This is a genomic window from Streptomyces sp. NPDC048111, from assembly GCF_043202815.1.
In the GTDB taxonomy this organism is placed as follows: Bacteria; Actinomycetota; Actinomycetes; order Streptomycetales; family Streptomycetaceae; genus Streptomyces.
The window spans coordinates 47,378-69,727 of the sequence record NZ_JBIDBD010000023.1 but is presented as its reverse complement, the minus strand read 5'-3'; the positions used below and the strand labels follow the sequence as shown (position 1 = coordinate 69,727).

General features: G+C 71.4%; 19 protein-coding genes and 1 pseudogene. 16 read left to right on the top strand and 4 right to left on the bottom strand.

Annotated elements, in window-relative coordinates:
* Positions 1-32: 32 nt before the first annotated feature.
* The 11 genes from pdxS (at position 33) to ACGF3I_RS27415 (ending at position 11,735) form a co-directional block, all read left to right on the top strand.
* On the top strand, positions 33-953 hold the full coding sequence (gene pdxS / locus ACGF3I_RS27465; RefSeq protein ID WP_393136503.1) for a pyridoxal 5'-phosphate synthase lyase subunit PdxS: 921 nt from the start codon (positions 33-35) through the stop codon (positions 951-953).
* A gap of 6 nt (positions 954-959) precedes the next feature.
* Positions 960-1,547 carry a pyridoxal 5'-phosphate synthase glutaminase subunit PdxT gene (gene pdxT, locus ACGF3I_RS27460; RefSeq protein WP_393136501.1) on the top strand — a complete coding sequence of 196 codons (588 nt, stop codon included), beginning with the start codon at positions 960-962 and terminating at the stop codon, positions 1,545-1,547.
* Between the two features lie 113 nt (positions 1,548-1,660).
* Entirely contained in the window at positions 1,661-2,413 is a 753-nt protein-coding gene (locus ACGF3I_RS27455) for a YebC/PmpR family DNA-binding transcriptional regulator (protein WP_393136500.1), read from the top strand.
* A gap of 127 nt (positions 2,414-2,540) precedes the next feature.
* Entirely contained in the window at positions 2,541-3,071 is a 531-nt protein-coding gene (gene ruvC, locus ACGF3I_RS27450; RefSeq protein WP_393136498.1) for a crossover junction endodeoxyribonuclease RuvC, read from the top strand.
* A complete protein-coding gene (ruvA, locus tag ACGF3I_RS27445) occupies positions 3,068-3,673 on the top strand; it encodes a Holliday junction branch migration protein RuvA (RefSeq protein ID WP_393136497.1) in 606 nt (201 codons plus the stop codon). The genes ruvC and ruvA overlap by 4 nt, the downstream gene beginning before the upstream one ends.
* A 49-nt stretch (positions 3,674-3,722) precedes the next feature.
* Positions 3,723-4,814 (top strand): Holliday junction branch migration DNA helicase RuvB, encoded by a 1,092-nt coding sequence (gene ruvB, locus ACGF3I_RS27440; RefSeq protein WP_393136495.1) that lies wholly within the window; start codon positions 3,723-3,725, stop codon positions 4,812-4,814.
* A gap of 164 nt (positions 4,815-4,978) precedes the next feature.
* The gene (yajC, locus tag ACGF3I_RS27435) at positions 4,979-5,476 is read left to right on the top strand and encodes a preprotein translocase subunit YajC (protein ID WP_393136493.1); all 498 of its coding nucleotides are present in this window, start codon (positions 4,979-4,981) and stop codon (positions 5,474-5,476) included.
* 141 nt (positions 5,477-5,617) lie between these two features.
* Entirely contained in the window at positions 5,618-7,381 is a 1,764-nt protein-coding gene (secD, locus tag ACGF3I_RS27430) for a protein translocase subunit SecD (RefSeq protein ID WP_393136491.1), read from the top strand.
* Position 7,382: 1 nt separating this feature from the next.
* A complete protein-coding gene (secF, locus tag ACGF3I_RS27425; RefSeq protein ID WP_393136489.1) occupies positions 7,383-8,480 on the top strand; it encodes a protein translocase subunit SecF in 1,098 nt (365 codons plus the stop codon).
* Positions 8,477-9,028 (top strand): adenine phosphoribosyltransferase, encoded by a 552-nt coding sequence (locus ACGF3I_RS27420; RefSeq protein WP_393136487.1) that lies wholly within the window; start codon positions 8,477-8,479, stop codon positions 9,026-9,028. The genes secF and ACGF3I_RS27420 overlap by 4 nt, the downstream gene beginning before the upstream one ends.
* A 193-nt stretch (positions 9,029-9,221) precedes the next feature.
* Positions 9,222-11,735 carry a RelA/SpoT family protein gene (locus ACGF3I_RS27415; protein WP_393136485.1) on the top strand — a complete coding sequence of 838 codons (2,514 nt, stop codon included), beginning with the start codon at positions 9,222-9,224 and terminating at the stop codon, positions 11,733-11,735.
* A 97-nt stretch (positions 11,736-11,832) separates the two neighbouring features.
* Here the strand turns inward: ACGF3I_RS27415 and ACGF3I_RS27410 are convergent, their stop codons facing one another.
* Positions 11,833-13,062, bottom strand: coding sequence for a DUF349 domain-containing protein (locus ACGF3I_RS27410; RefSeq protein ID WP_393136483.1), 1,230 nt, complete (start codon positions 13,060-13,062; stop codon positions 11,833-11,835).
* 204 nt (positions 13,063-13,266) lie between these two features.
* A complete protein-coding gene (locus tag ACGF3I_RS27405) occupies positions 13,267-14,049 on the bottom strand; it encodes a peptidylprolyl isomerase (protein ID WP_393136481.1) in 783 nt (260 codons plus the stop codon).
* A gap of 152 nt (positions 14,050-14,201) precedes the next feature.
* Between ACGF3I_RS27405 and ACGF3I_RS27400 the strand changes: the two genes are divergently transcribed.
* The 4 genes from ACGF3I_RS27400 to ACGF3I_RS27385 all read left to right on the top strand — a co-directional run bounded on the left by ACGF3I_RS27400 (position 14,202) and on the right by ACGF3I_RS27385 (position 18,455).
* Positions 14,202-14,912, top strand: a complete 711-nt coding sequence (locus tag ACGF3I_RS27400; RefSeq protein WP_393136479.1) for an MBL fold metallo-hydrolase — start codon at positions 14,202-14,204, stop codon at positions 14,910-14,912.
* 14 nt (positions 14,913-14,926) lie between these two features.
* Positions 14,927-16,189 (top strand): histidine--tRNA ligase, encoded by a 1,263-nt coding sequence (gene hisS / locus ACGF3I_RS27395; RefSeq protein WP_393136477.1) that lies wholly within the window; start codon positions 14,927-14,929, stop codon positions 16,187-16,189.
* Between the two features lie 189 nt (positions 16,190-16,378).
* Positions 16,379-17,017 carry a vitamin K epoxide reductase family protein gene (locus ACGF3I_RS27390; protein WP_393136475.1) on the top strand — a complete coding sequence of 213 codons (639 nt, stop codon included), beginning with the start codon at positions 16,379-16,381 and terminating at the stop codon, positions 17,015-17,017.
* Positions 17,018-17,099: 82 nt separating this feature from the next.
* On the top strand, positions 17,100-18,455 hold the full coding sequence (locus tag ACGF3I_RS27385; RefSeq protein ID WP_393136473.1) for a replication-associated recombination protein A: 1,356 nt from the start codon (positions 17,100-17,102) through the stop codon (positions 18,453-18,455).
* Positions 18,456-18,589: 134 nt separating this feature from the next.
* Here the strand turns inward: ACGF3I_RS27385 and ACGF3I_RS27380 are convergent, their stop codons facing one another.
* Positions 18,590-19,270, bottom strand: a complete 681-nt coding sequence (locus ACGF3I_RS27380; protein WP_393136471.1) for a DUF2470 domain-containing protein — start codon at positions 19,268-19,270, stop codon at positions 18,590-18,592.
* A gap of 225 nt (positions 19,271-19,495) precedes the next feature.
* On the opposite strand from ACGF3I_RS27380, the gene rpsD reads away from it, so the two are divergent.
* Entirely contained in the window at positions 19,496-20,110 is a 615-nt protein-coding gene (gene rpsD / locus ACGF3I_RS27375; RefSeq protein WP_120728451.1) for a 30S ribosomal protein S4, read from the top strand.
* 29 nt (positions 20,111-20,139) lie between these two features.
* Here rpsD and ACGF3I_RS27370 read toward each other — a convergent pair.
* Positions 20,140-22,297 (bottom strand): annotated as a pseudogene (locus ACGF3I_RS27370) (ATP-binding protein).
* Positions 22,298-22,350: the final 53 nt, after the last annotated feature.

The window sequence follows — 22,350 nt, the reverse complement described above, 5'->3', positions numbered from 1 at the left end:
AGAATCCCTTCTCCGCCCAGTGAGGTCGCTCCGTGTCCAGCACGCCTTCCAGCACCCCCCAGTCCGACAGCCCCGCCCTCGGCACCGCCCGCGTCAAGCGCGGCATGGCCGAGCAGCTCAAGGGCGGCGTGATCATGGACGTGGTCAACGCCGAGCAGGCGAAGATCGCCGAGGACGCGGGCGCCGTCGCCGTCATGGCCCTGGAGCGGGTGCCCGCCGACATCCGCAAGGACGGCGGCGTGGCCCGGATGTCCGACCCGAACATGATCGAGGAGATCATCGCCGCGGTCTCCATCCCGGTGATGGCCAAGTCGCGCATCGGCCACTTCGTGGAGGCCCAGGTCCTGCAGTCCCTCGGCGTCGATTACATCGACGAGTCCGAGGTCCTCACCCCGGCCGACGAGGTCAACCACAGCGACAAGTTCGCCTTCACCACGCCGTTCGTGTGCGGCGCCACCAACCTGGGCGAGGCCCTGCGCCGCATCGCCGAGGGCGCGGCCATGATCCGCTCCAAGGGCGAGGCCGGCACCGGCAACGTCGTCGAGGCCGTCCGCCACCTGCGCCAGATCAAGAACGAGATCGCCAAGCTGCGCGGCTTCGACAACAACGAGCTGTACGCCGCCGCCAAGGAGCTGCGCGCCCCGTACGAGCTGGTCAAGGAAGTCTCCGAGCTCGGCAAGCTCCCCGTGGTGCTGTTCTCCGCCGGTGGCGTCGCCACCCCGGCCGACGCCGCGCTGATGCGCCAGCTCGGCGCCGAGGGCGTCTTCGTCGGCTCCGGCATCTTCAAGTCGGGCGACCCGGCCAAGCGCGCCGCCGCCATCGTCAAGGCCAACACCTTCTTCGACGACCCGAAGATCATCGCGGACGCCTCCCGCAACCTGGGCGAGGCCATGGTCGGCATCAACTGCGACACCCTGCCCGAGACCGAGCGCTACGCCAACCGCGGCTGGTAGTCACCGATGAAAAACCCCCCCGTCATCGGCGTGCTGGCCCTCCAGGGCGACGTACGGGAGCACCTCATCGCCCTGGCCGCGGCGGACGCCGTGGCCAGGCCGGTCAGGCGTCCCGAGGAACTCGCCGAGGTGGACGGTCTGGTGCTGCCCGGCGGCGAGTCCACCACGATCTACAAGCTCGCCGCGCTGTTCGGCATGCTGGAGCCGCTGCGCGAGCGGATCGGCGCCGGGATGCCCGTGTACGGCACGTGCGCGGGCCTGATCATGCTGGCCGACAAGATCCTCGACCCGCGCTCGGGCCAGGAGACCTTCGGCGGCATCGACATGATCGTGCGCCGCAACGCCTTCGGCCGTCAGAACGAGTCGTTCGAGGCGACCGTCGAGGTCGCGGGCGTCGGCCCCGTGGAGGGCGTGTTCATCCGCGCCCCCTGGGTCGAGTCGGTCGGCGCCGAGACCGAGGTGCTCGCCGAGCACGGCGGTCACATCGTGGCGGTGCGCCGCAGGAACGCGCTCGCCACCTCGTTCCACCCCGAACTGACCGGCGACCACCGCATGCACGCGCTGTTCGTCGACATGGTGCGCGCCGCCGTGTGAACGACGCCCGCTCCGGCCCCCGCCCCGCGCGGGGGCCGGGCGACGCGCGGGCCGGGTCCCGGTAGGATCTCTGCCGAACGACGCAGAATGGGTTACGCGAAGGAGACAGGCAGATGTCCGGCCACTCTAAATGGGCTACGACGAAGCACAAGAAGGCCGTGATCGATGCCAAGCGCGGCAAGCTCTTCGCGAAGCTGATCAAGAACATCGAGGTCGCGGCCCGCACCGGGGGCGCCGACATCGACGGCAACCCGACGCTCTTCGACGCCGTGCAGAAGGCCAAGAAGCAGTCGGTGCCCAACAAGAACATCGACTCCGCGCTCAAGCGCGGCGCCGGTCTCGAGGCGGGCGGTGCCGACTACGAAACGATCATGTACGAGGGTTACGGCCCGAACGGTGTCGCGGTGCTCATCGAGTGCCTCACCGACAACCGCAACCGTGCCGCCTCCGACGTACGGGTCGCGATGACCCGCAACGGCGGCAACATGGCCGACCCGGGCTCGGTCTCGTACCTCTTCAACCGCAAGGGCGTCATCGTCCTGCCCAAGGCCGAGCTCTCCGAGGACGACGTCCTCGGCGCCGTTCTGGACGCGGGTGCGGAGGAAGTCAACGACCTCGGTGACTCCTTCGAGATCATCTCCGAGGCCACCGACCTGGTCGCGGTGCGCACCGCGCTCCAGGAGGCCGGCTACGACTACGACTCGGCCGACTCCAACTTCGTCCCGACCATGCAGGTCGAGCTGGACGAGGAAGGCGCGCGGAAGATCTTCAAGCTGATCGACGCGCTGGAGGACAGTGACGACGTGCAGAACGTCTTCGCCAACTTCGACGTGTCCGACGAGGTCATGGAGAAGCTCGACGCGTAACGCTGCCGCGTGTGAAGCGGTTTCGGCGGGCCGATGGGACACGTCCCATCGGCCCGCCGCCGTTGTCAGTGGCAGCGGATAGCCTGGCGGCACGTCAAAGATCACCGAGGGAGCGAGGGGAGGGGCCGTGCGCGTACTCGGAGTGGACCCCGGCCTGACGCGCTGTGGCGTCGGCGTCGTCGAGGGGGTCGCGGGCCGGCCGCTGGCCATGCTGGGCGTCGGCGTCGTCCGCACGCCCGCGGACGCCGAGTTGGGCCACCGCCTCGTCGCCATCGAGCGCGGGATCGAGGAGTGGCTCGATGCCCACCGGCCCGAATTCGTCGCCGTGGAGCGGGTGTTCAGCCAGCACAACGTGCGTACGGTCATGGGCACCGCCCAGGCCAGCGCGGTCGCCATGCTCTGCGCCTCGCGCCGCGGCATCCCCGTCGCGCTGCACACCCCCAGCGAGGTCAAGGCCGCCGTCACCGGGAGCGGCCGGGCCGACAAGGCACAGGTCGGCGCCATGGTGACGCGGCTGCTCCGGCTCGACGCCCCGCCCAAACCGGCCGACGCGGCCGATGCGCTGGCCCTCGCCATCTGCCACATCTGGCGGGCCCCCGCGCTCAACCGCCTGCAACAGGCCCACGCCCAGCACTCCGTACGGAAGGTCACCCGATGATCGCCTTCGTCAGCGGCCCGGTCGCCGCCCTCGCTCCCGACGCCGCGGTGGTCGAGGTCGGCGGCATCGGCATGGCCCTGCAGTGCACGCCCAATACCCTGGCGACCCTGCGCGTCGGCCAGCCGGCGAAGCTCGCGACGTCCCTGGTCGTGCGGGAGGACTCGCTGACGCTGTACGGCTTCGCCGACGACGACGAGAAGCAGGTCTTCGAGCTGCTCCAGACCGCCAACGGCGTCGGCCCCCGGGTCGCCCAGGCCGTCCTGTCGGTGCACACCCCCGACGCGCTGCGCCGCGCCTTCGCCACCGGCGACGAGAAGGCGCTCACCGCGGTGCCGGGCATCGGCAAGAAGGGCGCCCAGAAGCTGCTCATCGAGCTGAAGGACCGGCTCGGCGCGCCCGTCGGCAGCGCCCCCGCAGCCGGTGCCCCGGCCGCCCCGGGCTGGCGCGACCAGCTGCACGCGGCCCTCATCGGGCTCGGCTACGCGCCCCGCGAGGCGGACGAGGCGGTCGCCGCGGTCGCACCGCAGGCCGAGGCGGCCGAGCGGCCGGACATCGGCGCCCTCCTCAAGGCCGCGCTGCGGACGCTGAACCGCGCCCGCTGACCCCGTACGCCCGCACCCCCCACCGCGACCACGATCCGAGGCACACGTCATGAACTGGGAAGACGGCTCCGAGACGGCGGATGTGTCCGCGACGGCGGCCGACCGCCTCGTGGCGGCCGACGCCGACGGCGAGGACACCGCCGTCGAAGCCGCCCTGCGCCCCAAGGACCTGGAGGAGTTCGTCGGCCAGGAGAAGGTGCGCGAGCAGCTCGACCTGGTGCTGCGCGCCGCCCGTGCCCGCGGCGCCACCGCCGACCACGTGCTGCTCTCCGGCGCCCCCGGCCTCGGCAAGACCACCCTTTCGATGATCATCGCCGCCGAGATGGGCGCCCCCATCCGGATCACCTCGGGCCCCGCCATCCAGCACGCGGGCGACCTCGCCGCGATCCTGTCCTCGCTCCAGGAGGGCGAGGTCCTCTTCCTCGACGAGATCCACCGGATGTCGCGCCCCGCCGAGGAGATGCTGTACATGGCGATGGAGGACTTCCGGGTCGACGTCATCGTCGGCAAGGGCCCCGGCGCCACCGCCATCCCGCTGGAGCTGCCCCCCTTCACCCTGGTCGGCGCCACCACCCGGGCCGGCCTGCTGCCACCGCCGCTGCGCGACCGGTTCGGCTTCACCGGGCATATGGAGTTCTACGAGCCCGCCGAGCTGGAGCGGGTCATCCACCGCTCGGCCCGGCTGCTCGACGTGGAGATCGACACCGGCGGCGCCGCCGAGATCGCCGGCCGCTCCCGCGGCACCCCGCGCATCGCCAACCGGCTGCTGCGCCGGGTCCGCGACTACGCCCAGGTCAAGGCGGACGGCGTCATCACCCCCGAGATCGCGTCGAAGGCGCTCGGCGTGTACGAGGTCGACGCCCGCGGTCTCGACCGCCTGGACCGGGCCGTGCTCACGGCCCTGCTCAAGCTGTTCGGCGGCGGCCCGGTGGGCCTGTCCACGCTCGCCGTCGCGGTGGGCGAGGAACGCGAGACGGTGGAGGAGGTGGCCGAGCCCTTCCTGGTCCGCGAGGGCCTGCTCGCCCGCACCCCGCGCGGCCGGGTGGCCACCCCCGCCGCCTGGGCCCACCTCGGCCTCGTCCCTCCGCAGCAGGGCGGCGGAGCGTCAGGAAGCGGACAACAGGGGCTCTTCGGGGCGTGACGGCGCGGAGGGTCGCACGGCACGGAACCCCGGTGGGATGCTGGGCGTTGTTCCATCTGTGCGGACTCGCTTAGACTCCGCCGATGCCGCCCTTCCAGGCCGGCGTCCCCACCCCCAGATCAGGCCGCGCCCCCGGTGCGGTCATGCGAAGGAAGTTCCGTCCCGTGAGCCCTATCACTCTCCTCCCCTTCATTGTGCTTATCGGGGCCATGTTCCTGATGACCCGGTCCGCCAAGAAGAAGCAGCAAGCGGCCGCCGCGATGCGCAACGAGATGCAGCCCGGCACCGGCGTCCGCACCATCGGGGGCATGTACGCCACCGTCAAGGAGATCGGCGACGAGACGGTCCTCCTGGAGGTGGCGCCCGGCGTCCACGCCGTCTACGCGAAGAACGCCATCGGCGCGGTCCTGTCCGACGCGGAGTACAACCGCATCGTGCACGGTGACACCGACGAGGAGCTCCCGGCGGTGCCGGACGACGCCTCCTCGCTGACCGGGGCCACCGAAGCCGCCGAGGCGGACGCCGCGGTCGCCGAGGACGCGAAGATCGACCTGGGCAAGAAGGACGGCGCCGCCGAGGCGAACGACGCCGAGGCCGCCGGGTCCACGGAAGGCACTGACGGCAAGGACGGCAAGGCCGACGGCGGGGCGGCGGAGAAGTAGTCCCGCGCCGGGACCGCCGCGCCTGACCGGCGCCGGCGGTCCGGGAGCGCGCCGACTTCTGCGGGGGACGTCCCCACAACACTTCGTGGCCGCCCACGCGCACACCCGGCGCAGGGCGGTTGGACAGGGAGAAACGACAAGGTGGCAGCACCGAACAAGGGCCGAAGGCCGGCGGCGGGGGGTCAGAGCAAGCCGGGCCGCGCCCTGGCCTTCATCCTCATCGTCATGGTCGCGCTCACCGGTGGGATGTTCATTTCCCACCACACCACGCCGAGGCTCGGCATCGACCTCGCGGGCGGCACGAGCATCACGCTGAAGGCCAAGGCCGAGCCCGGCCAGGAGTCGGCGATCAACAAGGCCAACATGGACACCGCGGTCCAGATCATGAACCGCCGCGTCAACGGTCTTGGTGTCACCGAGGCCGAGGTTCAGACCCAGGGCAGCGACAACATCATTGTCAACATCCCCAAGGGTACGAACTCCGAGCAGGCCCGCCAGCAGGTCGGCCAGACCGCGAAGCTGTACTTCCGGCCGGTGCTGACCGCCCAGCCGACCGCGGCGCCCGAGCCGAGCGCCTCCCCGAGCGGCTCCGGCAAGCCCAGCCCGTCGGCCAGTGCCGGCAGCTCCGGCAAGCCCACCCCGAAGGCCTCCGGCAAGGCCACGCCGAGCGCCGGCAAGCCGAGCTCCGGCAGCACCCCGCAGGGCCGCGCCCTCTCGGACGCGCTCAAGGCCTCGCCCACCCCGGGCGCCAGCAAGCCGGGGAGCCCCGCGCCCAACCCGTCGCCCTCCGGCGACTCCGCGGCGGCGGCCAAGCTCCAGGCCCAGTTCGCGTCGCTCGACTGCTCCACCAAGGAAGCGCGGTCCAAGGCCGGCGAGGGCGCCAAGTCCAGCGAGCCGACCGTGGCGTGCGACAAGGACGGCCAGGAGAAGTACATCCTCGGCCCGGCCGAGGTCGACGGCACCGACGTCGCCAAGGCGCAGGCCGTGATCAACCAGCAGAACGGTCAGTGGATCGTTCAGATGGACTTCACCGGCGGCGGCTCGAAGAAGTTCGCGGCGATCACCGGCAAGCTCTCGCAGCAGCAGTACCCGAACAACCGCTTCGCCATCGCGCTGGACAACCAGGTCGTCTCGGCGCCCACGGTGAGCTCCACGCTCAGCGGCTCCGCCGAAATCTCCGGCAACTTCACCCAGTCCACCGCCCAGGACCTGGCCAACGTGCTGTCCTACGGTGCGCTGCCGCTCTCCTTCCAGGAGCAGAGCGTCACCACCGTGACCGCCGCCCTCGGCGCCGACCAGCTGCACGCCGGTCTGATCGCCGGTGCCATCGGTCTCGCGCTGGTCATCATCTACCTGGTGGCCTACTACCGCGGGCTCGCCGCGATCGCCATCCTCAGCCTCGTCGCCTCGGCGGTCCTGACGTACACGATCATGACGCTGCTCGGCCCCGGCATCGGCTTCGCGCTGAACCTGCCCGCGGTCTGCGGCGCCATCGTCGCGATCGGCATCACCGCGGACTCGTTCATCGTGTACTTCGAACGCATCCGTGACGAGATCCGCGAGGGCCGCACCCTGCGCCCCGCCGTCGAGCGGGCCTGGCCGCGTGCCCGGCGCACCATCCTGGTCTCCGACTTCGTGTCGTTCCTGGCCGCCGCGGTGCTGTTCATCGTGACGGTCGGCAAGGTGCAGGGCTTCGCGTTCACGCTGGGTCTGACCACCCTGCTCGACGTGGTCGTCGTCTTCCTGTTCACCAAGCCGGTGATGACGCTCCTGGCCCGCCGCAAGTTCTTCGCCAGTGGCCACCCCTGGTCCGGCCTCGACCCGAAGCGGCTCGGCGCCAAGCCCCCGCTGCGCCGGGCCCGCCGCACCACCTCCGCCCCCGTCGACAACCCGAAGGAGGCGTGAGATGTCGAAGCTCGGCACTCTCGGCGCCAGGCTGTACCGCGGTGAGGTCGGTTACGACTTCGTCGGCAAGCGCAAGATCTGGTACGGCATCTCGATCCTGATCACCATCACGGCCATCGTCGGCCTGGCGGTGCGGGGCCTGACGATGGGCATCGAGTTCGAGGGCGGCGCGGTCTTCACCACGCCCAAGACGTCGATGTCCGCCTCGCAGGCGGAGAGCTCGGCCGAAGCGGTCTCCGGACACGACGCGATCGCCCAGAAGCTCGGCGACGGCACGATCCGCATCACCATCGGCGGCGTCGACACCGCCAAGTCCGACCAGATCAAGACGGAGCTCGCCAAGGACCTCAAGGTCAACGCGAACGACATCAACGCCGATCTGGTGGGCCCCAGTTGGGGTGAGACGATCGCCAACAAGGCCTGGACGGGCCTGATCGTCTTCATGATCCTGGTGGTGATCTACCTGGCCATCGCCTTCGAGTGGCGCATGGCGCTGGCGGCCCTGATCGCCCTGGTCCACGACCTCACGATCACGGTCGGCATCTACGCCCTGGTCGGCTTCGAGGTCACCCCGGGCACCGTGATCGGTCTGCTCACCATCCTCGGTTACTCCCTCTACGACACCGTCGTCGTCTTCGACGGCCTCAAGGAGGGCCAGAAGGGGATCACCAAGCAGACCAGGCTCACCTACAGCGAGATGGCGAACAAGAGCCTCAACGGCACCCTGGTCCGCTCCATCAACACCACGGTCGTGGCGCTGCTCCCGGTCGCCGGACTGCTGTTCATCGGTGGCGGCGTCCTCGGCGCCGGCATGCTGAACGACATCTCGCTCTCGCTGTTCGTCGGCCTCGCGGCCGGTGCGTACTCCTCGATCTTCATCGCCACTCCGCTGGTCGCCGACCTGAAGGAGACCATGCCGGAGATGAAGGCGCTCAAGAAGCGGGTCCTGGCCAAGCGCGCCGCGGCCGCCGCCAAGGGCGAGCCCGAGGAGCCGCAGGACGCGGCGCCGCTCGACGAGGACGACGACGCCGAGACCGCCGGCGCGGTCGTAGGCCAGCGCCGCCAGCCGAGCCGCAACAACCGGGGGAAGCGCCGATGACCGGCGTCTCCACCGAGACCGTGGGGCTGCTGCTCAGCCGCATCCGTGACGTGCCGGACTATCCGAAGCCGGGCGTGATGTTCAAGGACATCACCCCGCTGCTCGCGGACCCGCAGGCGTTCACGGCCCTCACCGACGCGCTTGCCGCGCTGTGCGTCCAGCACGGCGCGACGAAGATCGTCGGCCTGGAGGCGCGCGGCTTCATCCTGGCGGCCCCCGTCGCGGTCCGCGCCGGGCTCGGCTTCGTCCCCGTCCGCAAGGCGGGCAAGCTTCCCGGAGCCACGCTCACGCAGGCGTACGCGCTCGAATACGGCACCGCCGAGATCGAGGTGCACACCGAGGCCCTCGGCGCGGGCGACCGCGTCCTGGTCATCGACGACGTCCTCGCCACCGGCGGCACCGCCGGGGCCTGTCTGGAGCTGATCCGGCGGGCCGGGGCGGAGGTCGCGGGCGTCGCGGTGCTGATGGAGCTCGGCTTCCTCGGCGGCCGGGAGCGGCTGAAGGACGCCCTGGGCGCCGCCCCGCTCGACGCCCTGATCGCCGTCTGAGCGGCGCACGGAACACCGCGGAGGCGGGCCCGGAGCAATCCGGCGCCCGCCTTCCGCGTTCCGCGGGCCGAAGGCGCCACCGGCCGGGGGAGAGCGCCGGCGCACGGCTCGATATCATGGATACTTCCGGGCCTGTCCGGGGGACCCGGACCCTCTCCCAGACGCCGTCCGGGGGACCCCCAGAGGAGCGCTTTTGCCAGACGAGGCCCAGCCACTCTCCGCCGCGCAGCCCGACGAGCAGCCCACCGGGCCCGCGGCGGAACCGGCCACGCCCCCCGAGCCCACGGCGCAGCCCGAGCCCGCGGCGAAGCCGGAACCCGCGACGCCCGAGAGCGCCGGGGCCACGGCCAAGGAGCCCGCTGCGGCGCCCGTCGCCAAGCCCGTCGTGCCGGCCGGTGCGGTCTCGCGCTCCGGCGGCTCCTCCAACCGGGTGCGCGCCCGCCTCGCCCGTCTGGGCGTGCAGCGCTCGTCCGCGTACAACCCGGTGCTCGAACCGCTGCTGCGGATAGTGCGCGGCAACGACCCCAAGATCGAGACCGCCACGCTGCGCCAGGTGGAGAAGGCCTACCAGGTCGCCGAGCGCTGGCACCGCGGCCAGAAGCGCAAGAGCGGCGATCCGTACATCACGCACCCGCTCGCGGTGACCACGATCCTCGCCGAGCTCGGCATGGATCCGGCCACCCTGATGGCGGGCCTGCTGCACGACACCGTCGAGGACACCGAGTACGGCCTCGACACCCTGCGCCGCGACTTCGGCGACCAGGTCGCCCTGCTCGTCGACGGCGTCACCAAGCTCGACCGGGTCCAGTTCGGGGACGCGGCGCAGGCCGAGACCGTCCGCAAGATGGTCGTCGCGATGGCCAAGGACCCGAGGGTCCTGGTGATCAAGCTCGCCGACCGCCTGCACAACATGCGCACCATGCGGTACCTCAAGCGCGAGAAGCAGGAGAAGAAGGCGCGCGAGACCCTGGAGATCTACGCGCCGCTCGCCCACCGCCTGGGCATGAACACCATCAAGTGGGAGCTGGAGGACCTCGCCTTCGCGATCCTCTACCCCAAGATGTACGACGAGATCGTGCGCCTGGTCGCCGAGCGCGCCCCCAAGCGCGACGAGTACCTCGCCATAGTGACCGACGAGGTGCAGTCCGACCTGCGGGCGGCCCGCATCAAGGCCACCGTCACCGGGCGCCCCAAGCACTACTACAGCGTCTACCAGAAGATGATCGTCCGCGGCCGTGACTTCGCGGAGATCTACGACCTGGTGGGCATCCGCGTCCTGGTGGACACGGTCCGCGACTGCTACGCGGCGCTCGGCACGGTCCACGCGCGATGGAACCCGGTCCCCGGCCGGTTCAAGGACTACATCGCGATGCCCAAGTTCAACATGTACCAGTCGCTGCACACCACGGTGATCGGCCCCAACGGCAAGCCCGTCGAACTGCAGATCCGCACCTTCGACATGCACCGCCGCGCCGAGTACGGCATCGCCGCGCACTGGAAGTACAAGCAGGAGGCCGTGGCCGGCGCGTCCAAGGTGCGTACCGACGTGCCGAGGAAGACCGGCAAGGACGACCACCTCAACGACATGGCGTGGCTGCGCCAGCTGCTGGACTGGCAGAAGGAGACCGAGGACCCGAGCGAGTTCCTGGAGTCGCTCCGCTTCGACCTCTCGCGCAACGAGGTCTTCGTCTTCACGCCCAAGGGCGATGTCATCGCGCTGCCGGCCGGCTCCACGCCCGTCGACTTCTCGTACGCCGTCCACACCGAGGTCGGCCACCGCACCATCGGCGCCCGCGTCAACGGCCGGCTCGTACCGCTCGAATCGACCCTCGACAACGGTGACCTGGTGGAGGTCTTCACCTCCAAGGCCGCCGGGGCCGGGCCGTCGCGCGACTGGCTCGGCTTCGTCAAGTCGCCGCGCGCCCGCAACAAGATCCGCGGCTGGTTCTCCAAGGAGCGCCGCGACGAGGCGATCGAGCAGGGCAAGGACGCCATCGCGCGGGCCATGCGCAAGCAGAACCTGCCCATCCAGCGCATCCTGACCGGCGACTCGCTCGTCACCCTCGCCCACGAGATGCGCTACCCCGACATCTCCTCGCTGTACGCGGCGATCGGCGAGGGCCACGTCGCGGCCCAGGGCGTCGTGCAGAAGCTGGTGCAGGCGCTCGGCGGCGAGGAGGCCGCCAACGAGGACATCGCCGAGTCGGCGCCGCCCTCGCGCGGCCGCAGCAAGCGCCGCAAGAACGCCGACCCCGGTGTGGTCGTCAAGGGCGTGGACGACGTATGGGTCAAGCTCGCGCGCTGCTGCACGCCCGTGCCGGGCGACCCCATCATCGGCTTCGTCACCCGCGGCAGCGGCGTCTCGGTGCACCGGGCGGACTGCGTCAACGTGGACTCCCTGTCCCAGCAGCCGGAGCGGATCCTGGAAGTGGAGTGGGCGCCGACCCAGTCCTCGGTCTTCCTGGTCGCCATCCAGGTCGAGGCCCTGGACCGCTCGCGCCTCCTGTCGGACGTCACCCGCGTCCTGTCCGACCAGCACGTCAACATCCTGTCGGCAGCCGTCCAGACCTCCCGCGACCGGGTCGCGACCTCCCGCTTCACCTTCGAGATGGGCGACCCCAAGCACCTGGGGCACGTACTCAAGGCGGTGCGCGGGGTGGAGGGCGTGTACGACGTGTACCGGGTGACATCGGCCCGGCGCCCGTAACCGGGGCGCCCCGGGCCCGGGGCGGGCCGCGCGGTCATGAAAGAGGCCCCCGGAACCGAAAGGTTCCGGGGGCCTCTTTCATGCGGCGGGGGCGGGGTCAGCCGCCGAACTCCTCGAGCCCCTTCAGCGCCTGGTCCAACAGCGCCTGGCGGCCTTCGAGTTCGCGGGCCAGCTTGTCCGCCTTCGCGTCGTTGCCGGCCGCGCGGGCCGCGTCGATCTGCTTCTGGAGCTTGTCGACGGCGTCCTGGAGCTGGCCCGTGAGGCCCGCGGCGCGTGCCCGCGCCTCCGGGTTGGTGCGGCGCCACTCGCCTTCCTCGGCCTCCTGGATCGCCCGCTCCACGGCGTGCATCCGGCCCTCGACCTTGGGACGCGCGTCGCGCGGTACGTGCCCGATGGCCTCCCAGCGCTCGTTGACCGAGCGGAACGCGGCGCGGGCCGCCTTCAGGTCGGTCACCGGGAGGATCTTCTCGGCCTCGACGGCCAGTTCCTCCTTGAGCTTCAGGTTCTCGGTCTGCTCGGCGTCACGCTCGGCGAAGACCTCGCCGCGCGCCGCGAAGAAGACGTCCTGGGCGCCGCGGAAGCGGTTCCACAGCTCGTCCTCGGCCTCGCGCTGGGCGCGGCCCGCCGCCTTCCAGTCCGCCATCAGATCGCGGTAGCGCGCGGCCGTGGTGCCCCAGTCCGTGGAGCCCGAGAGCGCCTCGGCCTCGACGACCAGCTTCTCCTTGACCTTGCGGGCCTCCTCGCGCTGCGCGTCGAGCGAGGCGAAGTGGGCCTTGCGGCGCTTGGAGAAGGCCGAGCGGGCGTGCGAGAAGCGGTGCCACAGCTCGTCGTCCGACTTGCGGTCGAGGCGCGGCAGACCCTTCCAGGTGTCCACCAGCGCCCGCAGCCGCTCGCCCGCCGACCGCCACTGCTCGCTCTGCGCCAGCTCCTCGGCCTCGGCGACCAGCGCCTCCTTGGCGTGCTTGGCCTCGTCGGTCTGCTTGGCCTTCTGGACCTTGCGCTCCTCGCGCCGCGACTCCACGGTCGCCACCAGCTTGTCCAGGCGCGTCCGCAACGCGTCGAGGTCACCGACCGCGTGATGCTCGTCCACCTGGCCGCGCAGGTGGTCGATCGCGGTCTGCGCGTCCTTCGCCGACAGATCGGTGGTCTTCACCCGTCGTTCGAGGAGGCCGATCTCGACAACCAGGCCCTCGTACTTGCGCTCGAAGTAGGCCAGCGCCTCCTCGGGAGAGCCCGCCTGCCACGATCCGACGACCACTTCGCCCTCGGCTGTACGCACATACACGGTGCCCGTCTCATCGACGCGGCCCCACGGGTCGCTGCTCACAGCGCCTCCTCCACATGATGCCTGCGCGGGGGGTCGCTCCCCCGGGGCATCGTCCACAGTTTCCCGGCGGGTCCCGCCCGCCCTCCACAGCGCGGTACGGGCCCACGCTGCACAACGCCAATCTAGGCGACCGGCCGCCCGGCTGTCCGCACTCAGCGCGGCCGAATTCAGCGGTTCACGCTCGGTGCCGGGCGCCCGGCGGCGTCACTGCTTGGTGACGGCGGCCTTCTCGACGGTGACGGCCTTCTTGGGCGCCCCGTCACCCGCGCCGCCCTCGACGCCCTCCTTGGCGACGTCCTCGACGGCCTTCAGGCCGGCCGCGTCCATCGTGCCGAACGGCGTGTAGGTGGGCGGCAGCTTGCTGTCCTTGTAGACCAGGAAGAACTGGCTGCCGCCGGTGTGCGCCTGGCCGGTGTTGGCCATGGCCACCGTGCCCGCCGGGTAGGTCACCGTGCCGTCCGCGCCCGCCTTGCCGAGACCGGTCAGGTTCTCGTCCGGGATCGTGTAGCCGGGGCCGCCCGAACCGGTGCCCTGGGGGTCGCCGCACTGGAGCACGTAGATGCCCTGCGCGGTCAGGCGGTGGCACTTGGTGTTGTTGAAGTACCCCTTGTCGGCGAGGTACTTGAACGAGTTCACGGTGTGCGGGGTCTTCGCCGCGTCCATCGCGACGGAGATGTCGCCGGCGTTCGTCTTCAGGGCCATGGCGTACTTCGCCTTGGCGTCCACCGCCATCTTCGGCTCGGGCGTCGAGCTGGCCGAGGACGACGGGCTGGCGGAGGGGGCCGCGGCGTCGGACTTCTTGGCGCCGTCGCCCGAGAAGGCGCCCGTCGCGAAGGCGACGCCACCCGCCGCCACGACCACCGCGAGGGTGGCCGCGATGACCGTGTTGCGGCGCCTGGCCTTGCGCCGGGCTGCCTCCCGGCGCTGCTGCTGCCGCTCGAACTTCTCGCGCGCGAGCTGGCGCCGACGCTGTTCGCTGCTGACCACCGGTCGTCTCCTTGTGCGGTCTCGTGGGGTGCCGGTACGTGCGTACGAGCTGACTGTGACCCGTACCGTATATGGGTTCGCTGTGACCCGAGCGGCGCCGGTACGCTCTGAACAGCCGTCATCACCCGCCGCGCAAGAAATCGAGGACGATCGTGCTGATTGCCGGGTTCCCCGCCGGGGCCTGGGGGACCAACTGCTACCTGGTCGCCCCCGCCGCAGGCGAGGAATGCGTGATCATCGACCCCGGCCACCAGGCCGCCCAGGGCGTCGAGGAAACGCTGAAGAAGCATCGGCTCAAGCCCGTCGCCGTCATCCTCACCCACGGCCACATCGACCACTGCGCCTCGGTCGTCCCGGTCTGCGGAGCCCACGACGTGCCCGCCTGGATCCACCCCGACGACCGCTACATGATGAGCGACCCGGAGAAGGCCCTCGGCCGTGCCTTCGGCGCCCAGCTCATGGGCGATCTGACGGTGGGGGAGCCGGACGACGTCAAGGAGCTCACGGACGGCGCCAGGCTCGCGCTCGCCGGCCTGGAGCTCACCGTGTCGCACGCGCCCGGCCATACCAAGGGGTCGGTGACGTTCGGGCTGCCCGAGGCGGAGGACATTCCTCCGATCCTGTTCTCGGGCGACCTGCTCTTCGCCGGCTCCGTCGGACGCACCGACCTGCCCGGCGGCAGCCACGCCGAGCTCCTCGAGTCGCTGGGCCGCGTGTGCCTGCCGCTCGACGACTCGACCGTGGTGCTGTCCGGCCACGGCTCCCAGACGACCATCGGCCAGGAGCGCGCCACCAACCCGTATCTGCGGCAGGTGGCCGCCGGCCAGGGAGAGGGCATCGCCTCTCCCCGACGAGGAATGTGACGAAAAGCTTTCCCATGAGTACTTTCCAGGCCCCCAAGGGCACCTACGACCTGCTCCCGCCGGATTCGGCGCGCTACCTCGCCGTGCGCGAGGCCATCGCGGCGCCGCTGAAGCGGTCGGGATACGGCTACATCGAGACCCCGGGCTTCGAGAACGTCGAGCTCTTCGCGCGCGGGGTCGGCGAGTCCACCGACATCGTCACGAAGGAGATGTACGCCTTCGAGACCAAGGGCGGCGACCGGCTCGCGCTGCGCCCGGAGGGCACCGCCTCGGTGCTGCGGGCGTCCCTCGAGGCCAATCTGCACAAGGCGGGCAACCTCCCCGTCAAGCTCTGGTACTCGGGCTCGTACTACCGCTACGAGCGCCCGCAGAAGGGCCGTTACCGGCACTTCTCGCAGGTCGGTGCCGAGGCGATCGGCGCCGAGGACCCGGCGCTCGACGCCGAGCTGATCATCCTGGCGAACGACGCGTACCGCTCGCTCGGTCTGCGGAACTTCCGCATCCTGCTGAACTCGCTGGGCGACAAGGAGTGCCGCCCGGTCTACCGGGAGGCCCTCCAGTCGTTCCTGCGCGGCCTCGACCTCGACGAGGAGACGATCCGCCGCGCCGAGATCAACCCGCTGCGGGTCCTCGACGACAAGCGCCCCGACGTGCAGAAGCAGCTGACCGGCGCGCCGGTGCTGCGCGACTACCTGTGCGACGCGTGCAAGGCGTACCACGAGGAGGTGCGCGCGCTGCTCACGGCGGAGGGCGTCGCCTTCGAGGACGACGAGAAGCTGGTGCGCGGTCTCGACTACTACACGCGCACGACGTTCGAGTTCGTCCACGACGGTCTCGGCTCGCAGTCCGCGGTCGGCGGCGGTGGCCGTTACGACGGCCTCTCCGAGATGATCGGCGGCCCCGCGCTGCCGTCGGTGGGCTGGGCGCTGGGCGTCGACCGTACGGTCCTGGCGCTGGAGGCCGAGGGCGTCGCCCTCGAACTCCCCTCCTCGACCAGTGTGTTCGCGGTCCCGCTCGGCGAGGAGGCGCGGCGCGTGCTCTTCGCCAAGGTCACCGAGCTGCGCCGGGCGGGCATCGCGGCGGACTTCAGCTTCGGCGGCAAGGGTCTGAAGGGCGCGATGAAGAACGCGAACCGTTCGGGCGCGCGCTTCACCCTGGTCGCGGGCGAGCGGGACCTCGCGGAAGGCGTGGTCCAGCTGAAGGACATGGAGTCGGGCGAACAGGGCCCGGTGGCGCTGGACGCGGTCGTGGACGCGGTCCGCGAGCGCCTGGCCTGACGGCCGAAGGCGTGGGGAGCGGGCTCCGCTCGCCCCCGCGCCCCCGTCGCGCGCGATCGTGCGCGGCCCGTGCCCGCTCCCCGCGCGGACGTCCTTATGTCCATCGAACGGTGGACAGCGCACCCCGTGCGGCAGAATGAGGCGGCGGCAGCACAGGCAACCACGATGACGGGATGACGGACCGGCGCTATGACCACAACACTTGACGACGTCTCCTCCGACTCCGGACACCGCGAGGTGAGCAGCGAGGGGGCCGTCGGCGGCAGCCGCGCGTTCGCCTGGCTGCTCGTGATCACGGGTGTGGCCGGGGTGGTGGCGGCCTGGGTCATCACGCTCGACAAGTTCAAACTGCTCGAGAACCCGAACTTCGTGCCGGGGTGCAGCCTGAACCCGGTCGTGTCCTGCGGCAACATCATGAAGAGCGATCAGGCGTCGGCCTTCGGCTTCCCGAACCCGATGCTGGGCCTGGTCGCCTACGGAATCGTCGTCTGCGTCGGCATGAGCATCCTGGCGGGCGCGCGCTTCCGCCGCTGGTACTGGCTGACCTTCAACGCGGGCACCGTTTTCGGCGTCTGCTTCGTCAGCTGGCTCCAGTTCGAGTCGCTGTACCGGATCAACTCGCTCTGCCTGTGGTGCTGCCTCGCCTGGGTCGCCACCATCGTCATGTTCTGGTACGTGACGTCGTTCAACCTGCGCCGCGGGTTCCTGCCCGCGCCGCGCTGGATGAAGAACGCGCTGTCCGAGTTCACCTGGGTCCTGCCGGTGCTGCACATCGGCGTGATCGGAATGCTGATCCTGACCCGCTGGTGGGACTTCTGGACCAGCTGACCGGCGCTCACCGGCCACCGGGACGGCCCGCGTCCGCGCAGGCCGGACGGCGTTGTCAGTGCCGTGCCCTAGGGTCGTGTGCGTGGAACCCGACCTCTTCACCGCAGCCGCCGAGGACCGCCAGGAGAAAGACCCGGCGGGCAGCCCCCTGGCCGTACGGATGCGCCCGCGCGTCCTCGACGAGGTGGTCGGCCAGCAGCACCTCCTGAAGCAGGGCTCGCCGCTGCGCCGCCTGGTGGGCGAGGGCGCGGGCGGCCCCGCCGGCCCCTCGTCGGTGATCCTGTGGGGCCCGCCGGGCACCGGCAAGACCACGCTCGCCTACGTGGTGTCCAAGGCCACCAACAAGCGGTTCGTCGAGCTCTCGGCGATCACCGCCGGGGTCAAGGAGGTCCGCGCGGTCATCGACGGCGCGCGCCGCGCCATCGGCGGCTTCGGCAAGGAGACCGTCCTCTTCCTCGACGAGATCCACCGCTTCTCCAAGGCCCAGCAGGACTCCCTGCTCCCCGCCGTCGAGAACCGCTGGGTCACCCTCATCGCGGCCACCACGGAGAACCCGTACTTCTCGGTGATCTCCCCCCTGCTCTCCCGCTCCCTGCTGCTCACCCTCGAACCGCTCACCGACGACGACCTGCGGGCGCTGGTGCGCCGGGCGCTCGCCGAGGAGCGGGGCCTGGGCGCCGCGGTCACCCTGCCCGATGACGCGGAGTCCCATCTGCTGCGCATCGCGGGCGGTGACGCGCGCCGGGCACTGACCGCCCTGGAGGCCGCGGCCGGTTCGGCCCTCGCCAAGTCGGAGCGGGAGATCACGCTCCAGACGCTGGAGGAGACCGTCGACCGGGCGGCGGTGAAGTACGACAAGGGCGGCGACCAGCACTACGACGTGGCGAGCGCCCTGATCAAGTCGATCCGCGGCTCGGACGTCGACGCGGCGCTGCACTATCTGGCCCGCATGATCGAAGCGGGGGAGGACCCCCGCTTCATCGCGCGCCGCCTGATCATCTCCGCGAGCGAGGACATCGGCCTCGCCGACCCGACGGCCCTGCCCACTGCGGTGGCGGCGGCCCAGGCGGTGGCCCTCATCGGCTTCCCCGAGGCGGCCCTCACCCTCAGCCACGCCACCATCGCGCTGGCGCTTGCCCCCAAGTCCAACTCCGCGACGACGGCGATCGGCGCGGCCCTCGCGGACGTACGGGCGGGCCTGGCCGGCCCCGTCCCGCCCCATCTGCGGGACGGCCACTACAAGGGCGCGGCCAAGCTGGGGCACGCGCAGGGCTATGTCTATCCGCACGACGTGCCGGGCGCCATCGCCGCCCAGCAGTACGCGCCGGACGCGGTGTCCGAGAAGCGGTACTACGAGCCGACGCGGTATGGGGCGGAGGCGCGGTACGCGGACGTGGTGGAGAAGGTGCGGGAGCGGTTGGGGCGCGGGGAGGAGTAGGGCGCCTCGTGCAGAGGGTCTCCTGCGGAGGGGCCTCCGGGGGGAGAGGTCTCTTGCGGAGGGGCCTTCCGCGGAGGGTGATGCCGCGGAGGGCTCTCCTGCCGAGCGGGCGGCCCCCGCCACCGCCCCTGCTGCTAGCCGGCCGCGGCCTCGAAGAGCTGGTGCATCGCGCGGCGCAGGTCCGTGATGTCGGTCACCGGCTCGGGGAAGTCGAAGCGGGCGTCGAAGGTGTGGCCGCCGCCCCGGCCGAAACGCACCCGGAGACCGAACCGGTCGAGCGCAAGCGGGGTGACCCGGGTCACGTCCGCGCGCTCCACGAGCCCGGCGAGCAGCCCCACCTGCTCGTCGTGGGCCGAGGCGAGGTGCTGCAGGAGCTCGGTCTCGTACCGGGCCAGCGGGTCGGGCTGCGCCCGCGCGAAGTCCTCGGGGTCGACCGCGCTCGCCCCCCACAGGTCGTCCACGTACGCCTCCCCGACGTCCAGGCGCAGCGTCATCCGCCCGGGGGCCGCCTGGCCGGGCACCAGGGTCAGCCAGCCGGAGACCCAGGCGCGGCCCCGGATGCGGTGGGGGACGGAGACCGGAGCCACGTCCGTGAGTTCGAGGACCGCCCGGACCTCGTCGTCCTGGGCGTGGGTGGCGGCCCGTACGACGGGGGAGTCGGCGGGCAGGACCAGGAACAGGTCCCCGTCGGGTCCGACGGTGCGGACCTCGGTCGTGGCCTGCTCGGGACGGGTCGGTGGGAGGCCGGGTACGAGCAGCACCGCCGAGCAGGTACTCTGTACGAGAGTTCGTGTGCGCTCGGCTGCTGACGGCATCCGTGCGACTTCAAGTCCGCTGGGACGCGGCTGACCACGATCTGATCGGACCTCCGTCACGTGCCCGGCTCCAGAGGAGTCGGGAGAGTCGGCCTCCCGCGAAAGCGGCGTTTGGCCGGCCTTCTTCGTGCTGTCCGTGATGTGACTGGTGTTCCCCGGACGCGACATGCGATCTCCTTGAGTAAGGTGAGCCTAACCTAACCCAACCATGGAGGTTTGGAGAACGTGCCTAACCAGTCGCGTCCCAAGGTCAAGAAGTCCCGTGCGCTCGGCATCGCGCTGACGCCGAAGGCCGTCAAGTACTTCGAGGCCCGCCCCTACCCGCCGGGCGAGCACGGCCGTGGCCGCAAGCAGAACTCGGACTACAAGGTCCGTCTGCTCGAGAAGCAGCGTCTGCGCGCCCAGTACGACATCAGCGAGCGCCAGATGGCGCGTGCCTACGACCGCGCCAAGAAGGCCGAGGGCAAGACGGGCGAGGCGCTGGTCGTCGAGCTCGAGCGCCGCCTCGACGCCCTGGTCCTGCGTTCGGGCATCGCCCGCACCATCTACCAGGCCCGCCAGATGGTCGTGCACGGTCACATCCAGGTCAACGGCGCCAAGGTCGACAAGCCGTCGTTCCGCGTCCGTCCGGACGACGTCGTGACGGTCCGCGAGCGCAGCCGCGAGAAGGTCCCCTTCCAGGTCGCCCGCGAGGGTGGCTACGCCGGCGAGGGCGAGACCCCGCGCTACCTCCAGGTGAACCTGAAGGCCCTGGCCTTCCGCCTGGACCGCGACCCGAACCGCAAGGAAATCCCGGTCATCTGCGACGAGCAGCTCGTCGTCGAGTACTACGCCCGCTGATCCAGGCGTAGCACCGGAGCCTCAGCGCTTCAGCCCGCCGTCCCCCCGCTCCGCACGGAGCGGGAGGCGGCGGGCTTTCGCGTGTCCGGGGTCCTCGGGCGTCCGGCCCTCGCGCGCGGGCGTCAACTCCCTTGCGCCATCGGCCTCTTGACCGGCCCGGCCGAGGCCCCGTGCCACTGCCCCGTCCGCGTCCAGGCCCGCGCCGCGCCGCCGGTGCGTCTCGTACGCCGCGTCGCCGAGCCGCTCGCGGGTGCGCTCCTCGCACAGCACGTGCGCGGCGTAGAAGTACGCCGAGCCGAACAGCGGCAGGCCCACCGACGGCCACAGCCGCTCCGCGGCCCCCTGGAGCACGGCCGCCTCCGCCGGGTCGCCGGTGTCGGCCTCCACCAGCGCCAGCATTTCGAGCGTGAGCACCGTGCCCACCAGATCGTGGAAGGTGTGGGCGACCGCGAGGCTCTCGCGCAGCAGGGCGCGCGCCCGCCCGAAATCACCGCCGTACCAGGCCGCGTACGCCAGGACGTAGCGCGCGTAGGCCCGGGCCCAGCGCTCGCCGTGCTCGTCGCAGATCTCCACGACCTGCTCGCACACCGAGACCGCCTCGTCCAGTCGCCCGCGAAAGCCCACCGCCATGGCCAGCTCGACCTGGCCCATCAGGACGTTGCTGTTGAGCTCGCCGACCTCGTCGTACTCGGCGAGGGCCGCGCGGATCAGCTCCTCGGCGCGCGGCATGTCGTCGGTGACCAGGGCCAGACAGCCGGTGCGGTGCACCGCGTACGCCGCGGCCACCGGGTCGCCGCGCAACTCGGCCTCCTCGCGGCACTCCTGCAGCGCCGCGATGGCCGCCACCGCGTCGCCCTGCAGCACCGCCACGTAGCCGAGGACCCACAGCGCCTTCAGGCGGGAGCTGTCGTGCTCGCTCCCGGCGTCCAGGACCTGCGTCAGCCAGTGCCGGCCCTCCGCCAGGCGCCCGCAGCCCGTCCAGTAGAACCAGAGCGTGCCCGCCAGGTACTGGGCGAGGTGCGTGTCCTCGCGCGAGGTGAGCGAGAACTCCATCGCGGCCCGCAGATTGGGCAGTTCGCCCTCCACGCGCAGGGCCACCTCCGCCTGGCGGGGACTGAACCAGTCCAGCTCGCACCAGGTGGCAAGACCCAGGTACCAGTCGCGGTGGCGCCGGTGCAGCCGTTCCGCGTCCCCCGTCGCCACCAGCCATTCGGCGCCGTACTCGCGGACCGTGTCCAGCAGCCGGTAGCGCGGGCCGCCGGGGCCGTCCTCGCGCACCACCACCGACTGGTCGAGCAGCTCGCCGAGGACGTCGAGGACGTCCTGCTGGGGCAGATCGGGGCCCACGCAGATGTACTCGACGGCCTCCAGGTCGAAGCTGCCCGCGAACACGGCCAGCCGCGCCCAGAGCAGCCGCTGTGCGCCCGTGCACAGCTCGTGGCTCCAGCCGATCGTGGTGCGCAGGGTCTGGTGGCGGGGGAGCGAGCCGCGGCCGCCGCCGGTGAGCAGGCGGAACCGGTCGTCGAGGCGGCGCAGCAACTGCTCCGGCGACAGCGCCCCGAGCCGGCCCGCGGCCAGTTCCAGAGCCAGCGGAATCCCGTCCAGGCGCCGGCACAGCTCGGCGACGGCCTCGTCCCCCTCGGCCGGCCGCTCGCCCCCGCGGACGCCCGCCGCCCGCTCGGCGAAGAGCGCCACCGCGTCCTGCTCGGTCATCGGCGCGAGCGGGAACACCTGCTCGCCGTCGATCCGCAGCGGCAGCCGCCCGGCGGCCAGCACCCGCAGCCCTGGGCAGTCGCGCAGCAGCTCCCGCACCAGCTCGGCGCAGCCCTGGACCAACTGCTCGAACCCGTCGAGCACCAGCAGGAGTTCGCGCTCCGCGAGGTGGTCGAGCAGCTGCCGGCGCGGCGGTCTCGCCGTGTGGTCGGTCAGACCGAGCGCCTCGGCGACGGCGTGGTCGAGCAGCGCGGGATCGGTGAGAGAGGACAGCTCGACCAGCCGGACACCGTCGCAGTACCGTTCCTGCGCTGCCGCCCAGGCCGCGGCCCGCAGGGCGAAGCGGGTCTTGCCGACCCCGCCGACGCCGGTCACCGTGACCATCCGCGCGTGGCCGAGGAGATGGTCGAGGCGGGTCAGTTCGCGGTCGCGCCCGACGAAGCGGTTCAACTCTGCGGGCAGATGGGAGCGCATGGGACACGCAGCGTACTCAAGGGTGTGCACTGCGTACAATCGTCTTGCCCAAC